This is a genomic window from Caulobacter sp. GW821-FHT12D05 (assembly GCF_058807295.1).
Genome location: NZ_JBXAQO010000002.1, coordinates 170,071 through 185,960, shown reverse-complemented (window position 1 = coordinate 185,960; position 15,890 = coordinate 170,071). Strand labels below are relative to the sequence as shown.

The following is a 15,890-nucleotide window of genomic DNA, read 5'->3' as shown; positions in this document are numbered from 1 at the left end:
CCCTCTATTTCACCCGGTCGCGCAAAAACGCCACCGCTCGCATCATCTCTTTCTCGACCAAGCTGATCGACAGACCCATCCGCTTGGCGATCTCGCGGGCGGGCAGCTGTTCGTAGCGGTTGAGAACGAAGATCATACGAGCGCGCTCGGGAAGCGCACGCAAGCCACTGAGCAGCTGACCGTAGGCTTCCCTACCGAGTAAGATCCGCTCCGGCGAGAAATCCTCATCGCCGCGTGCAACATCTTCGTCGAGTTCGGCCAAGGCGTCGGACCCGACGGCCGTCCGCCGTTGATCACGCTCGTAGTGTCTGCGCAGCACATTGGCCGCCGTTTGGAAGATATAGCCCTCGATATTGTCGATCGCCCCCAGATCCGCGCGGCGAAGCAGGCGCGCGAAAACTTCCTGGGCCAGATCCTCGACGTCCGCAGGGTTGGTCACCCGGCGCCGGAAGTAGACCTTGACCGGCGCGCCATAGTCACCGGCCAGCTGTTCTAGCCGGGCGCGGTCATCGAGAGCCGTATTGGGCATAGTTGTATTGGCGGTCGTTCAGGCGTGAATCCGAGCGGGCATGAGTTGCGCCGGTGCGACGCCTGTCAATGCCATGTGTCCCCGCGATCATGCAGGTGGTTGTTTTCGGCTTGAAAAAGCAGCACAGATTTCGCCGCTAAGTTGAAATGACCAAATCGAATATCTCGTCTTGCGGCATATTCAATCCAGACATCGAGCACGGCGCACTTCAGCGCCGGAAAACCATTTTCGACCGATGGTTGTTTAGCCCACACCCCAAATGCCCGCCCGCGTAACGGCGTTCACATTTGGTCATAATGCGAAGGCCTCGCATCCATCACCCTCGGTAGAATTCATCGCGATCGGAACAGGGGCGCGATGCTCAAGCGCATCCCGCGCCGTCTGCCAGCCATCCTTGCCAGCTCACAACTTAGTGAAGGGTCACCCTGATCAAGGCTGCGGCTAAGATCAGGCCCGTCAAGATCAGGGCCAACCCAATCCAGCGGCGTCGACGTCCCGCCACCCGCAGGGCTCTACGCCGCAGACGCGTCACCTCAGGATCATCGGCCAGGGCGCCGGCCGCTTCGACGGTCGCCTCCACAGTTTGAAAGGCGTGGGCATGGCGCGGATCGGCGCGCCAGGCGGCGAAGGCTTCCTCATCGACCGCATCATTGAGGCCCAACCGCCGGCGAGCCGACCAGTAGGTGGCGGCCGCCTCGGTGTCGGCTGGTGGCGCAGCTGGATCGGACTTTAGGGCGGGGCGCACTGAAATACCCGGCTCGCGTGAAAAGGGCGGACCAAAATACTACCCTTGGTATAGCCTGCCGCGCCGCTATCGCCAAGCTTCCAGCTGGGCGATTTGCCGTCCCCTCAATCCCTTTAAGATTATAATCTGATTATAAACAAAGATGTTAAGATTATTATTAGATTATCATCGTTGTCGTTCGACAATGCCGAGACCAACCTGATGATGTCGCGAATGTTCGCGATGTTCAGAAGGAGGACTTGTCATGGAACGCACCGAAGACCTGATCGACCTGGGCGCCGCGAGCGTCGAGACCCGCGGCCCGCTCGACGTCGCCATCTTCAGCGACAGCCCGCTGGTCGGCGAGCGCAACACGCCCGAAGGCCTCAGCCAAGACTAAGGCTCAGATGGGCGCCGACGCTCGCCGGCGCCCATCCCCTTGTGGCGGACCCCCCTCATGAACTTTGACCTTCGCCCAGGCCTTCATGTCTGTTTTGTCGGGTCCCAGGCCGTATTTCTGGACGTGGATCAGGATCGCTACTTCTGCCTGCCGCCGGAGGCGAACGCCGCGTTCGGCGCCCTAGCGTCGCGAGGACCGCTGACCGATGAAGATCACCCAGCGTTCGCGGCCTTGGTGAGACAAGGCGTCTTGCGACCATCCCAACGCGACGGATCTGGCATCCGCGCGGTCGACATTCTCGCCCCCGCCACAACGCTCCCGTCGCCCGATCGCAAGACCGATCTCCTGTCGATATTCTGGACCCTGCGCCATCATCTCGCCGCGGGCCGCCAGCTTCGCGCGCGCCCGCTCAAGAGCCTTCTGGCCCGCGCGGGTCAACGCAAGGCGCGGGCCAGGCTGGAAGAGGTCCAGACGCGCCAAATTGCGCTCGAAACAGCCTGGGCGTTCCGATGGACCGATCGGCTGGCCAGCGCCAATGGCCGCTGCCTGCAACGATCGCTGGCGGTCATGGAGGCGCTGGGTGAGCGCGGCTGCCCCGCGACCTTGGTCATCGGCGTGCGCATAAACCCGTTCATGGCCCATAGCTGGGTGCAGGCCTGCGGCTACGTCCTGACCGACAGCTGGAGCAATGTGCGGGCCTACACGCCCATTCTGGCGGTCTGACGATGTGGCGCTATTTGGCCATTCACCGACCCGAGCGCGCCGCGCCGCTACGGCCGCCCGCGGGCATGGACCTGCTTCATCATGACCCTACGCTATCGGTGTACGGTCAGGCTCCTGGACCGCCTTGCCGTCTCGCCGATGGTTCGGGCGTCATCCTGGGATCGCTCTTCGACGCGGCGGGCGAGCGGCTCGAAACCCTACCACGCCCCGAAACGCTCGAAATGCGGCGGTCGGACGGCCGATCCCTGCTCGAACGCTTCTGGGGCGGATACGTCGCGTTCCAGACCCATGATCAGGCTGTCACAGTCGTACGCGACCCTTCGGCGGCTATGCCCTGCTATTGGACATGGCATGGCGGGTCTCTGGTCCTGGCCTCCGATCCCGACCTGATGGTGAGGGCTGGTTGCGCAACGCCATCGATCGACTGGCATCATCTGGCCTTGCGTTTGAAAACGCCCGGCGCCTGGCGCGACGCCACCTGTCTGCTTGGCGTGCGCGAACTGCCGCGTGGCTGCCGATTGCGTCTGGACACCGGCGCCGCTCCCCAGGTCACGCCCCTGTGGTCGCCTTGGGACTTCGCCGATCGCGGCTGGAGTCGCACGTCCGCCGAGGCCGCCGAAGCCTTGCAGGCTGTGACACGGCGCTGCGTCCGCGCCTGGGCGTCGGCGCATGATCGTATTCTGTTGAGCCTCTCGGGCGGGCTGGACTCTTCGATCATCGCCGCCTGCCTGGCCGACCCGCCAAAACCGACCACAGCCCTGACCATGGTGTCGGATGATCCGATCGGCGATGAGCGCGTCTTTGCCCAAGCGGTGGCAAAGTGGTGTAACCTGCCGCTCGTCGCGCGCGCCTACCCGCTCGACCGGATCGATCTGTCAAAGACCAATACCGCCTTGCAGCCCCGTCCCAACGGCCGGGCCATCGCTCAGGCCTTCGGACAGACACTCACGGAGCTGCGGGACACGGAGGGCTTTGACGCTCTTTTCACCGGCGGCGGCGGCGACAACGTCTTCTGCGCCATGACCTCGGTCCTGCCGCTGGTCGATCGGCTGAGGGTCCAAGGCCCCGCCTTGGGCGCCTGGACCACGCTCAACGACATCGTGACCTTGACCCATTGCACCTATGGTCAGGCGATAAGCCAGACCGTGCGGCGCCTGCGCAAAGCCAGATCGCCTCGCCTGGGCGTCGACGATCGCTTCCTGTCTTCGGAGGTCAAGGCGCTGCGCCCGCCAGTACCGGCGACGAGCTGGATGCACTCTGCGGGCGATCGGCTGCCCGGCAAGATCGCTCATATCCGTATGATCGAGACCATCCACAATTTCACCGAAGCCAGTGTCGCGCCCGGCGTCTCCACGGTTTCACCGCTGCTTTCCCAGCCGATCGTCGAGCTTTGCGCGCGGTTTCCGACCTGGATGTGGTGTGCCGATGGGCGCGATCGCGCCCTGGCCCGGATGGCCTTTCAAGATCATCTGCCCAAGGGCGTTATCGACCGTTCGTCAAAAGGCGGTCCCGACGAGGAGATGTATCGCGTCTTCGACGGGGCTCGAGGCTTTATCGCCCAGACCTTGTCGGACGGCCTGCTGGCCGCCAACGGCATCGTCGACGCTGCCGCGGTCGCCGCCTATGTCTCGGGATCTGGGAGCTATCGCGACTCCGACTATGTCCGGCTGCTGCAGTTGCTGGACGCCGAGGTCTGGGCGCGGACCTGGACCGATCGCGCGTCCCAGACTCCTTCCCTACTGCGCGCGGTCGCTCGTTAAACCGTCCAGGGTCGCGCGCCAGGCGCGCCAACGCGTGAGATCGGCCGTTCTCTCGGGAGACGTCGACGCCACGCCTCGAAGCCAAAAATCGAACCAGTCCAGGTTACGGTCATAGATCGCCTGACGATGCGCCGGTTGCCACTTGAAGTGTTGTTCATTGGCGAAGACGAAGAGATCCAGCGGCCGGCCAAGCTCACGCGCCAGGGCGCCGGCGCGCATGGCGAGCAAATATTCCGACTCCGGAAGATTGTACAAAACCGGCGTGCGGATTGCCTCGATGTTCATGTCCAGAGACAGCGGGCGCCAGAAGGCGCGGTCATCGTCGGCGAGCTTGGGATAGCCGAAGCCATGAAACGCCTCGGCGCTACGGGTGTCACTCAGAGCGAGCACGCCTGGCCCCATTGGCCCTGAACTGATCGCGGCGGCGGCGAAGAGCTTCGAATTGATCAGCGCCCATTGGGCGATGGCGCTGCCTTCGCTCAGCCCCGTGACGCCGACCCGCGCGGGATCGACCACGCCACGCGCGACCGCCAGCCGTACGCCGTTTTCAAGCGCCGATTGGACATTTCGCCGATCGGCGAAGTCGGCGAGGTTGGCGCGTTCGACCTCCAGGACGCTGGTGGCGCGATCGGTCAGCCCAACGTCCTTGGGACGCTCGAAGCTCAAGACCGCAAAGCCACGGGCGGCGAACGCGTGGATGGGATACTCATCGCCCGTCCCGCCGCGCAGAAAACCCCGGGACTCGTAGGTCACCACGATCAGGGGATGGCGCTGCCCGGGGCGATGTCCCCGCGGCAGCACCAGATCGCCAAAGGCCGGCGTGCCGCGGTCGCTTGACCATGTCAGGCGCTCGACCGCCCCGAAATCCCATTGACCCACCTGAGGATTGGGATCGAACAGCACCGTCATGCGACCACTGGCCGGATCGATCGCCACCAACCGGCGCGGTGTCGTGGCGCCTTCGCGCGCGCAGAGTAGCCGCCTGTCCAGCGCCTGACATCCGGCGACGACGTCGTCGGTCGCAAAGATCCGTCGAGGCGTCTGCCGGCCCGGTCGCCATTGATAGAGGGCTGTCTTGCTAAGCGCCCAGCCTTCCAGGCGCATGAAATAGAGATCCTCACCGATCCACCAGACGCCAGACACATCGCGGCAGGCGGGCGCGTCGCAGGCGATCGGCGCGCCCGCGGCCGTCGTAACCTTCAGCCGGCGGGGCGAGGCCAGAAAGCCTGTCGCGTCGCGGACCACCTGGGCGGTCACGCCATCGTTTCGCACCCGCGCCGGACCCAGCCGCGGATCGACGCTGGCAGCGTCGATGAGCATTTGGCGTTCAGCCGGGGCGGCGGGACGTTCGCCCCCCGTCAGGGCCTCGACGGCGGTATAGGCCAAGGGCAGGGTGGTGGGGGGAACACGGCGAGCGCCGTTCGGCGGCAAGGCGCGAAACTCCGCGTCGACATGGGCGCCCGCGCGGCTCTCGTCGGCGATCTTACGATTGGCCTCGAGCAAGGCTGGCCGCGAAGCGTAGATCAGCGCCCGTCCGTCGCTGGTCCACGCAAAGGTCTCGATATCGACGGGGGACGTCGACAGGCGCCGTGATCCCGCCCCATCGGCCTTGGCCAGCCAGATCTGGGTCGCCCCGCCATCTCGCTTCAGGAAGGCGACGCTGGCGCCATCGGGCGACCAGCGGGGAACCTGGGTGGTCGTCAGATAGAAGGGGTTGCGAAACGCCGCACGGGCGCTGAAGGCGTAACCGGCGTCCGTTGTGTCGGTGGCGCTTTGCCGGTCGACGATTCGCCCTCCCGAGCCATCAGCGGCCATCACCACCACGCCGATGCACAGGGCGTTGGCCCGCGGATCCGCGCGGCGGACGATCAGCGCGATCGACCGTCCATCCGGCGACAGGGCGAAGGGGGAGGGCATGGTCGAAAACGGCAGCTGGCCAAAGTCGCGCAGGCGCAGGATGTCATCGGCCGTGATCGCGTGCCGCGCTTGGCTGGGCTCGGCGGGCGCTACCGGCGCCAGCAGGTCCGCGCAGACCTCCTCAGCTTGCGCCGCACCGCCCGCGCCCAGGAGGCTCCAGAGCGCAATCATCACGCTCTGGCGCATACGTCTCGCCCTCGTCACCACGTGATCCCGAGCGAAAGCGTCAGTTGCCGTCCCAGGGCCGAGTAGTTGACCGACTCGAACGGCGTCGAGATCGCGCTCGTCGTCCAGATCGCCTTGGGCTTGGCGTCGAAGACATTGGTCGCCGCCAATCGCAGCTCGACCTCTTGCGCCAGCTTGATCGCCGGCAGCCGCGTCGAGGCCGACAGGTCCAGGGTCATTTGCGAGCCGATGTGCTTGCGCAGTGACCCTGGGCGCACGTCATCGAGCGGGCCGACATAGTTGACGAAGGCGCCGAGCGTCGTGCGTTCCGACGCCCAGGTCACCGCCCCGCGGCCGCGCCAACGGGGCGGATTGAACAGCGTGCCCGAGAGCTGGATCGTTGGATCGGCCGGCCGCAGTTGGTTGCTCAGATCGAGATAGGTCGCGCCAAGCGAGGTCTGGAGGCTCTGGCCGTCAGCCAGATCGGCCTGATAGGCCAGCAGGAAATCCGCGCCGCGGGCCCATTGCCGCGCGACATTCTCAAGACGGGCATCGACGATCGCCGTCACATTGGCCGGGACATAGGTTCCGCCGCTAGCGTTCTGCAGGCCGCTCGTCGATCCGGCAATGCCGGCGTCGAGTTGTGCGACGGTGGGGGCGCGGACGATGAAGGGCGCATAAACTGGATTGGTCAGGGCAGAGCCTATCGACGAGATCGGCGCGATGATCCGGTCGCGATAGGCGATGTCGAAATAGCTGACCTGCAACCGCAGCCCATCAACGACCGCCGGCTTGTAGGTGAGTGTCGCCGTCCAATTGGTCGAGCGTTCGGCCTTTAGCGCCGGATTGCCGCCTTCGAGATAAAGCGCGGTCGCGCCTGGCGTCGACGGCGGCGATCCAAAGACGGCCGGCGACAGCAGGACGGCGCGATAGCCTTGATACTGTTCAAATAGGGTGGGGGTCTTGAAGGACCGGCCCCAGGTCGCGCTGAACTGAAGATCCTGGATGGGGGCGTAGATCAGCCCGACCTTCGGAGTGGTCACCGCCCCCATGCCGTCGTGGTCTTCATACCGGACCGCGCCGCTGAGCGTCAGGCGATCGACGCCGCGCATCGCCTGCTGGGGCGAAACCAGGGGTACGAAGAGTTCGCCGTATCCGTAGGCGCTGCCGCGCGACCAGGCATTGACGACGCCGGCTTGCGGGATTCTCTGATTGGTGCGCGTCAGCTCAACATCGCGATAGCCCGCGCCGAGCGCCAGGCGCACGTCGCCGCTAGGCAATGTCAACAGCGGTCCTTCGGCATTGGCTTCGATGACCCGCGTCCGGTTCGCATAGTCGAGCTTGGTGCGGGAGGTGACGCCCGCCGAAGCAAAGGTGGCGTCCGTGGCGGTCTTGTCCTCGCCGTAGGTGCCGGCGATCGAGCCTTGCCAGCGTCCAGGCAAGGTGAAGTCCAGGTGCGGCGAGAGCAGGAACGAGCGGGTGTCGATGCGCGAGACGCTGCCGTTGAAGGAGGCGGCGCCGGTCGTGGTCGAGGGTTCGGCCTTGGTGCTCTTGCGATGATTGTAGAGCGCGTCCAGGTTGAGCGTTACGCTGGCGGCGAGATCCTGGTGCGCGCTGCCCAGGGCGCCCCAGGTCCTGACCGCCGGATAAAGAATGGCTGAAGCGTTGAGCGGGCGCGCATAGTCGCGCTGCCCAGCCGTCACGTCGCTCCAACGATCGACCACGCCCGACACCACCACGCCGCCCGAGCCCCAAGCGTCGCCGGCCGTGCCGCTGGCCTGACGCCGGAAATAGCCACCTTCGGTGGCCCCGCCGACCAAGACATCGGTCCGCACGCCGTCATAGTCGCGCTTGAGGATGACATTGGCGATGCCGCCAATGGCGTCCGAACCATAGAGCGCCGAGCCGCCGTCGGCGACGATCTCCACACGCTCGATCGCCGCCAGGGGGATCGCGGAGATATCGACGCCTTGGTTGGCGCCGCCGTAGGCCAGCCGGCGACCGTTCAGCAGCGTCAGGGAGGCCGACGGACCAAGGCCGCGCAGATTGACGTTCGAGGCGGCGTTGAGGTCTTGGGATCCAAAGGCCTGGGCGCCCGAGCCGATGCCGGGGTTCTGTCCGCCGGTGAAGTTCTGGGGCACGCTGCGGATGAGCTCGCCGAGATCCCTTTGGCCCGCGACTCGTGCGTCCTTGGCGGTGATCTCGATCACCGGCGCGGCCGGCGGTGCGCCGCGGATCCTCGAGCCGGTGACGACCACCTCGGCGACGATCGCCGGCTCAGCGGACGCGGCCGGCGCGACGTCCTGGGGGGCGGCGGCCTCCACGATGACGCTGGTGGCGTTGATCCGCCGAACGCCAAGGCTGCTGCCGTAGAGCAGACGCTGCAGAGCGTCGTCGGGACGATAGGGTCCGATCACCGCCGGCGCGCGCTTGCCCCGCACGAGCCCCGCATCGAAAACGATGTCCTGATCGCTCTGACGCCCGAAGGTCTCCAGCGCTCCCGACAGAGCCTGACTGGGAATGTCAAAGCGCCGGATCTCGTTTGCCCAGGCGGGCGCGCCGATCACCGCGACCGCCGCCCCCGCCAACATCCACGCCCGAACCCCCAGACCACGAGAACCGACCATATTCCAAACCCCTCCTGCGCCCGCCGTTCGCGGGTCTCATGGGGTAAGATCCGGCCCGTCGCCGATCCTTCACAAAAAAGTACGCTGGCCCGATTGCGCATCTGGACGAAAGAGCCAAACGTCGGCGGTCAAAGTCGGCCGTCTATGGCCTCGAGCGGCGGTTGGGGCTTGCTCGTATGGCCAACCAGCATGCTCAACAGGCGTTGGTTCCGTTCTGGCGCATGTAGCAGCGTACAGTATACGGATCGGGCTGCGAGGCTGCTCGCGAACCGCTGTCTGCCGATGAAGACGAGGTGTTCGCGCTGCTGCTAGAGCCGCCCGCCAGCAAGCCTAGAAAGCCCAACGCCACCGCCCCCCAGCCAATGTCACGCTCACCGCGCGCCTCTGGCGAATAGAACTCACGTGGATTGGCCCAACCGACCCGGCCATCTTCGCCGACGACGTAGATTTGCCCGCTGTTCAGGTCGACTTGGCGGACCACGAAACGCGTGCGGTTCAAATAAATCGTACGGCCAACGAGGGCGCTGGAGACGCCGACTTCATCGGCGATGTTGCAGCCGTAGCAACCGCTGGAGGCCTGAGCCGACGTCTGCGACGCGAGCAAGATCAGGGCGGCGAGGGTGGTGGAAACGAGCTTCTTGAACATGGCTGGCATCCTCTGGCCCGGCATGGCCCCCGGCGCGGGCAAGCGGGTTGTGTCCCGCCGCGACAGAGGTCCCCAGAACGACGCTCGTCTCAATTTACGTTGGCTGTAAGTCGGTTCCGAAGCTGGACGCCGAGGGTATGCTTGACGATCATGGGTCTCATGAAGAGCCAACCGCTCAGCTCGCTCCGCGAGCTCGACGATCTGCGCCGCGCGCGAATCCGCCAGGTTCTGGTCGTCGAGGATGAACCCGTCTACGCCGAGGCGATCCTTGGCCTCATTGGCCAGACCGATGGCTGGCAAGCCTTCCTCGCCCCAGACCGTGAGACTGCAGAGCATCTGCTGGGCGCGCGCCGTTTCGACCTTGTGATCCTCGATCGCGGACTTGGTCCCGACGATGGCCTTGAAATCCTGGCCGCCCTGAGGGCCGAGCGCATTGTCACTCAGGTTATTCTATTGACGGCGATGGGCGGCGAAACCGACATGGTCACCGGCTTGCGCAACGGCGCCGACGACTACGTGGTGAAGCCCTTCCGACCTGCCGAAATGCAGGCGCGCATGGAAGCGGTGATGCGTCGCGCCGAGGCGAGCGACGTGTTGCACTTTGGGCGCCTGGAAATCCACTTTGCGCATGACAAGGCGTTCTTTCGCGGGCGCGATCTCGAATTGGCGCTTGCGCCGCTCAGCATCCTCAGTCTGCTCGTGCTACGGCATCCCGAACCAGTCACCCTGGGCGAACTGCTCCTGAAGGTTTGGCGCTACAATACGCGCGTGTGGCCAGACGGTCAGACTCGCGTCTTCAATCCCGGCGGCGTTGTCGATGTCACTCTGGCGCGACTACGCGGCAAACTCAAAGACAAGGGCCTGGATGGCGTCATCGTCACGCGGACGATCGAAGGGGCGGCCGGCGACCTTTCCGGCCTGGACAAAGACGATGCGAAACTGGCCCGCGAACTTGACCGCGGCTGGGGCCTGGACGCGGGCCTATTGCAGGGTTTGTCGACCGGTTCGTTCTAGCGCGCCTTCTTAGGAGGGTGGGGCGGTTGAGGTTGCTTGCGGAGGGGGCGAAGCCTTCTTAGGCACGACCTGCATATTATATTGCTTGTTCATGCGCTCGACCAGCTCCGGCGACGGATCACCGTCGCCTTCCGCCAGCACCGTTCCGTAATCCTTTGGCTCGAAATCCTTCTGCGAGCGCATCGTATCGCGCAAACCGACAAGTTGGGCGAGTGAAAGCTGAAGATAGGTAAATATGGGCGCGCCCGCGCTGCTCTTTCCCTGTAAAAGCAAGACGACTTTCTCCTGAAGGAGCGCCTCATCTATCGGCATCTGCGTCGCGACAGTCTTTTCGATCGGCTTCGTATCAATATCTTTGTTTTCTGCTTTGAACTTCTCTAAAGATTCAGTATTACCGAGCGCGTATATGGCCAGATCAACATAGTTGACCTTGTTCTCGCCAGCGATCTTGTAAAGCTTAGCGAAGCTTTCCTTGACGTCCTTGGGCGCGCGGCACCCGCGTTCGCGTTCAACCCAATCCAGCTGCGCCAAGGTTGGGTCAACCTCGCGTGACCAATCAAACACGAAGACGTCAAACAGGAAGGGTGGCGCGCCTGACCCTCGGGGCGAGCAGTCGATCGGCACATTGAAGTTTCTTTCTTTTCCCCGTCCATAGCGCTTTTCAAGATCTTTCAGACTGCGGTCACGCGGCAGGGCCACACCCGGTTCTTCGTCCAGCAATTTCAACAGCATACGGCCAGCCTCATAGTAGTACATCGGCCAAACCGCTGGCTTGGCGCCCGCATTCTCCTCATCGATAATCTCGAAATAGAGATTCAAGGCGTGCGCCGTATCCTTCTTCACGCCCAAGCCCTTGAAATAGGCCTCGGCGAGGCTGCTTCGGATCGCCACGCTGCCGCCAGCCGCGCCCTTTTCGAGCACAGAGAAGGCGGCTGTCGGTGAGGCGGCCACGCCGTGTCCTTTCTGCAGACGCAGCGCATAGAGGCGCGTGGCGTCCAAGTCGCCCAAATCGGAGGCCAAAGCATAGTATTTAAACGCCATGGCGGGAGACGATTCAGCCACCCCCAAACCCAGATCGTAGCGCTCGGCCAGAGCCCTCGCGGCCGCTGCCGAACCTAGACTCGCCGCCTGCGCGTAGAGCGTGTTGGCTTCCACCGGATTGACCTGGACACCGTCGCCGGTCGCGTACATCCGCGCCTTTGCCTCCGCGGAACTTGCATCTCCCAGCGCGATGGCACGATCATAGAGCCGCAGCGCCGCGGTCGGATCTGGCGAGCCAAGCACGTCTCCGCGTAGCATGATCGCCAAGTTCGTTATCGCGCCGATATGATTGAGATCCGCCGCGCGCCGGAAGAGCTCCGCAGCCTTTTTGGGATCGCGTTTAACGACCGTGTCGCCGTCTCGATAAGACAGGGCGAGGTTGTTCATAGCCCCGGGCACGCCCCGTTCGACGCCAAGCCTGAACCAATTGACGCCCTCGGCCTCGTTCTTGGGCCCAAGCTCGCCGTTGTAATACATGTATCCTAGACTGTTCAGCGCGCGGTCTTCGCCCAAAACTATGGCTCGGCGCAGCCATTGCGCGGATTCCGTTTTGTCGATCGGCATCTCGATGCCTTCGACAAGCGCCAAGCCCAGGTAGTAGCTGGCGCGTGCATCACGCGCCTCAGCGCGGCGGCGCAGCTCCGCAACACCGTTGGCCTGGATAAACTGGCGCGTCTCCTTGATCGCGTCCACGTAAGGCATGTCTCGAACCGCGCGGCCTTCGATCGCAGGCGCGCCGGCCGTGACACCGGCGTTTTCCTTGACGGCCAAACTTCCCGTCGGCGCCAGAACAAACCTCACGAAGCCCTGAACATCGGGCTTCTGGCGACCTTGCGTGCCCGCTTGCACGGCGCTTTCGAGCTCCCCATAGAGATCAGCGAGGGTCGTGGCGCTGGCGAGCAGACGAACCAGGGTCTTGGCGAAGATGTTGTCACCGTTGACATCGTCCAACGCCGCTCGTCCCGGTTGGGCGGCGTAGATGACCATCACAGAGGTGGCCGAACTCGGGGCCAGAGGCAGCGCCTGAACTCCTTGTGGCGGCGCGTCCTTGCGGCCAGTGGCGATCGGCGGCGTGCGACAGGCGTCAAACACCAGCACGATCCGGCGCGCATTGGTCTCCATCAACTTGTTGCGCAATACGCCGGCGCCATAGGCCTGGGCTTCGTAGTCGTAATCGTCCTTGCTGGCGCCGTCGAAGAGACTGCTCTTGGCCGGGATCAAAAACTGATCGCGCGCGCCGGCCACGCCATGGCCCGAAAAATAGACAAAGAGCGTGACATCGTCACCCGCCGCCACGGCTTGGCGCGCGTCAGCGGCGAACTTGTCAACGCTCCGCCCAAGATCCGCGCGCGTGCCCGGATCCATGACGGGCGTGACCGTGAACTTGATGGCGCCCAGCGCGTCTCCAACGGCCGTGGCGTCGGCCACCGGGTTCTTCAGGGCCGCGCTTTTAGCGTAGTCGCCGACCCCGATGACCAAGGCCAGCCGCCGCTCGGCGCCCAGCGCCCAACTTGGTGCGGCCAGAACCATAACGATCGCCCAAAGCACGAGGCGCTGTCCCACGGTTGTCATTGCTCTGCCCCATCGACAATCGCCAGTTCGAAGCGGGCGATCCGCGTGCTCGTATTGATCAATCTCGTCGCATAGCGCGGCCATCGGCCGGCACGCCACCAAAGGTAGGTGGTCGCCAAGCCGCGTGGATCGACGAGCTCGCGAAGGCCCCGCGCAACCTCAACCCTCACCCCGCCGTCGCTGGCGGCCCAGAGTTCGCAAGCCGTTCCAGCCTTGGCATGACGAACAAAAGTCAGGCTCTCGCCCGCGGCGACCTCGCCTCTCCAGATCGTAGGCCCCTGCACCTGAGGCGGCGTGCGCAACAACGCCCCGCCCGCTTCGCCGAGCAGGGCCGCTTCCCCGGCAGACACTGCCCGCGCTTCAGCGAACAAGTTGGACCAGTCGAGCAGGGCGTTGCCCTCTGGAGGAGCGGCGGCGCGCCGTGGGCCCTTGCCACGCAGACCCGCCGGCGCAGGAACGAACCGCGGGTTCAGACGCCAGACAATGTTGGCGGCCGCCGCCAGCAAAATCGGATCACGCCGACGCCGCCCGGCCAACGCGGCGCGAGCTGCCAGATCCAGGCGCTCGAGGGACGTTGCGGGCTGGCGCCCGGCGATTGGGTGGTCTTCCATCATTCGGCCTGCCAGCATGCGTCGACAGGCCGAGTACAAAGATTGAATAGCGTCAGATGGAATGGCTCCCCGCCCCGTGGCGTAAAGGGTGGGATACTGACCAAAGGGCCGCTGATGTCGCGCGTCAGGCTGCGGCTTTCGAGCCGCACACGTAGGGCGGCCCCTGGACCGCCAGGCCTGACCTCACGCAACCGCGGCCGCTCCAACCAGGCATTAAGCGTGACGGCGACTTTCGGCTCGAAAAAGATCGGCCCGATGCGGCTAGAACCTTTCGCCGCCAGCCGAATGCAACTGCCGTAGCTGCCCTGGAGAACACCTTTCCGCCCTGGCAGGTTCAAAGCATCCACCGCCCCTCGCAGGCGCGAGTGCGGGTCAACCAGCCCGCGTGCTTCAGCCTGCACGGCTGCGAAGTCGTAGGGCGTGATCGGAGCGCCGGCCAAGCCGGCCCAACGGGCGGCCCGCAGGCCGGCCAACAGAGCCAGAGGATCGGCTTGGTCGCGCCCTTCATCAACCAGATCGCGCATCAGGCTGAAGTCTTCGGCCTGATCGTCTGGATCGGGCGCTCGCTCCTGCGCCCAGGTCTGTGCGCCGAGCACCGGACCCGCGACGGCCAGGACGGCAAGTGTTCGGCGACTAATCCGTTTTCCGTGCATACGAGCCCCCTCGCAGGCACAGGTTGCCACCACGCGGCCCGGCTGTAAATTGAGGCTCTACGCGGAAAGGGGAACCTGCGTACTCATGCGTTCAATCCTGCCGCGGCCGCCAGCGCTGTCCATCACGCCTTTGCTGCTGGTTGGGCTGATCGCTCTGGCCGCCATGTTCATTGGCCAGATGATCGATCTGCGAGAGAACCTCTATGAGGATCAGGAGCGCGAGGCGGCTCTACTGGTTTGTGGCGAACTGACCCAGCTGTCCAACTCCAATCGTCCGCTCTCTGTCGCGGCGATGCGCAAGCATGCCGAGGCCTCTCGGATCCCCGCGATGCGTTATGCTTTCGACGTCGACGGCCAACGCGCCTTTGGGCGGACGGTGTATGACGTCTACGACGGACGACGCAGCGACTGGCACCTCAAATCCGGCGAAGCTACCTGCCCAGATCTTGCCGCAGCAAAGCTCGATGGCCTTCTCGTTGAGCACGAGATCGCACAATTGAAGGTAGAGGGGCGACGCTATGTGGTGGGACGCACGGTCGTGCGCTGGCCTCAACGCGACCATCTTAGCCACTCCAGCACCGAGATCGCGCGTGAGCTCGAGATTCACTACTCAATCGACGAGCGGCTGCGCGCGGCCAATCTGCAATTTGCCATCGCGCTCCTGATCTGCGGGTTGGGGATCGCGGCCGGCGGCGTGCTGGTCTTCTGGCTTGGCGGACAATTTCGCCAGGGCGCACGCCGGATCAACGCCGTGTTCGCCGCGGTGGAAATGGGCGATCTGAGCCGGCGCGTGATCTTACCTACACGCGTGGCGGAGCTGCGTAGCCTGACCGACAACGTCAATTCCGCCCTTGGCCGCCTCGAAAGCCAGATCACGGCGCTGCGCTTGATCGGGGCGCGTATCGCCCACGACCTTATCGACCCATTGGGTTTGGTGAAGCTGCGGCTGACGGGTCTTAACATTGACGCCAAGGCCGCTCAGGCCATCGACGCCGACATCGACCGCGTCGTCGAAACCGCGCGGGGCATGCTCGATCAAGTCGCCGCCACGCCAGCTGCGCCGGTCGTGATTGACGCCTCTGCTCTAGTGACCGAGGTGGTCGAAAGTTTTGGCGTCAGGGCCCGAGCGGCGGGACGCCCGCTCCAAGCGTCGATCGACGCGAACCTGCGCGTGCTAGCGCACGAAGGCCCTTTGCGCGGCGTGATCGTCAATCTGTTGGCCAACGCGCTGAAACATGGCGGTCGCGGTCCGATCGAGATCGAATTGAGGTCCATGGGCGCGGCCGAAGCGCCTGGTTTTCGCCTGCTGGTGACCAACCTGCCGCCTGATGACGCCACCGACGAAGCGGACATGGTTCGCGCCGGCTATGGACTAGGTCTGGAGACGGTCCGCTTTTTAGCTCTGCGCTACGGCCTCAACTTCGGCTTTCGCCAAGGGAAGAGCCGCTTTGAAGCCTGGCTGACCGGTCCTCGGGTCACTTAACAGCCAATGTAAATAGTCAAATTTC

13 protein-coding genes are annotated in these 15,890 nt (G+C 64.6%); 5 read left to right on the top strand and 8 right to left on the bottom strand.

Going from position 1 to position 15,890, the window contains the following annotated elements:
- Positions 1 to 4 precede the first annotated feature (4 nt).
- Both AC1RRR_RS08210 and AC1RRR_RS08205 read right to left on the bottom strand, forming a co-directional pair.
- Entirely contained in the window at positions 5 to 529 is a 525-nt protein-coding gene (locus tag AC1RRR_RS08210) for an RNA polymerase sigma factor (protein ID WP_492812093.1), read from the bottom strand.
- Between the two features lie 409 nt (positions 530 to 938).
- Positions 939 to 1,274 carry a FecR/PupR family sigma factor regulator gene (locus tag AC1RRR_RS08205; protein WP_492812091.1) on the bottom strand — a complete coding sequence of 112 codons (336 nt, stop codon included), beginning with the start codon at positions 1,272 to 1,274 and terminating at the stop codon, positions 939 to 941.
- A gap of 244 nt (positions 1,275 to 1,518) precedes the next feature.
- Between AC1RRR_RS08205 and AC1RRR_RS08200 the strand changes: the two genes are divergently transcribed.
- From AC1RRR_RS08200 to AC1RRR_RS08190, 3 genes are all read left to right on the top strand, one after another.
- The gene (locus tag AC1RRR_RS08200; protein ID WP_492812089.1) at positions 1,519 to 1,653 is read left to right on the top strand and encodes a benenodin family lasso peptide; all 135 of its coding nucleotides are present in this window, start codon (positions 1,519 to 1,521) and stop codon (positions 1,651 to 1,653) included.
- Between the two features lie 57 nt (positions 1,654 to 1,710).
- Positions 1,711 to 2,376: a lasso peptide biosynthesis B2 protein gene (locus AC1RRR_RS08195; RefSeq protein WP_492812087.1), complete on the top strand. Its 666-nt coding sequence runs from the start codon at positions 1,711 to 1,713 to the stop codon at positions 2,374 to 2,376.
- A 65-nt stretch (positions 2,377 to 2,441) separates the two neighbouring features.
- Positions 2,442 to 4,136, top strand: coding sequence for an asparagine synthase-related protein (locus AC1RRR_RS08190; RefSeq protein ID WP_492812085.1), 1,695 nt, complete (start codon positions 2,442 to 2,444; stop codon positions 4,134 to 4,136).
- On the opposite strand, the gene AC1RRR_RS08185 is transcribed toward AC1RRR_RS08190, so the two are convergent.
- The 3 genes from AC1RRR_RS08185 to AC1RRR_RS08175 form a co-directional block, all read right to left on the bottom strand.
- Complete coding sequence (locus AC1RRR_RS08185; RefSeq protein ID WP_492812083.1) at positions 4,113 to 6,239, bottom strand: Atxe2 family lasso peptide isopeptidase; 2,127 nt, start codon at positions 6,237 to 6,239, stop codon at positions 4,113 to 4,115. The genes AC1RRR_RS08190 and AC1RRR_RS08185 overlap by 24 nt on opposite strands.
- A 14-nt stretch (positions 6,240 to 6,253) precedes the next feature.
- A complete protein-coding gene (locus AC1RRR_RS08180; protein ID WP_492812081.1) occupies positions 6,254 to 8,845 on the bottom strand; it encodes a TonB-dependent receptor domain-containing protein in 2,592 nt (863 codons plus the stop codon).
- A 193-nt stretch (positions 8,846 to 9,038) separates the two neighbouring features.
- Entirely contained in the window at positions 9,039 to 9,491 is a 453-nt protein-coding gene (locus AC1RRR_RS08175; RefSeq protein WP_492812079.1) for a hypothetical protein, read from the bottom strand.
- A 150-nt stretch (positions 9,492 to 9,641) separates the two neighbouring features.
- Here AC1RRR_RS08175 and AC1RRR_RS08170 point away from each other — a divergent pair, with 150 nt between their 5' ends.
- Positions 9,642 to 10,505, top strand: coding sequence for a response regulator transcription factor (locus AC1RRR_RS08170; protein ID WP_492813519.1), 864 nt, complete (start codon positions 9,642 to 9,644; stop codon positions 10,503 to 10,505).
- Between the two features lie 9 nt (positions 10,506 to 10,514).
- On the opposite strand, the gene AC1RRR_RS08165 is transcribed toward AC1RRR_RS08170, so the two are convergent.
- From AC1RRR_RS08165 to AC1RRR_RS08155, 3 genes are read right to left on the bottom strand one after another with little or no spacing between them, the layout of a single operon-like run.
- A complete protein-coding gene (locus AC1RRR_RS08165) occupies positions 10,515 to 13,076 on the bottom strand; it encodes a DUF2610 domain-containing protein (protein WP_492812077.1) in 2,562 nt (853 codons plus the stop codon).
- A gap of 38 nt (positions 13,077 to 13,114) precedes the next feature.
- Complete coding sequence (locus AC1RRR_RS08160) at positions 13,115 to 13,732, bottom strand: hypothetical protein (RefSeq protein WP_492812075.1); 618 nt, start codon at positions 13,730 to 13,732, stop codon at positions 13,115 to 13,117.
- Complete coding sequence (locus AC1RRR_RS08155; protein WP_492812073.1) at positions 13,729 to 14,382, bottom strand: hypothetical protein; 654 nt, start codon at positions 14,380 to 14,382, stop codon at positions 13,729 to 13,731. The genes AC1RRR_RS08160 and AC1RRR_RS08155 overlap by 4 nt, the downstream gene beginning before the upstream one ends.
- An 85-nt stretch (positions 14,383 to 14,467) precedes the next feature.
- On the opposite strand from AC1RRR_RS08155, the gene AC1RRR_RS08150 reads away from it, so the two are divergent.
- On the top strand, positions 14,468 to 15,865 hold the full coding sequence (locus AC1RRR_RS08150) for a sensor histidine kinase (protein ID WP_492812071.1): 1,398 nt from the start codon (positions 14,468 to 14,470) through the stop codon (positions 15,863 to 15,865).
- Positions 15,866 to 15,890 lie beyond the last annotated feature (25 nt).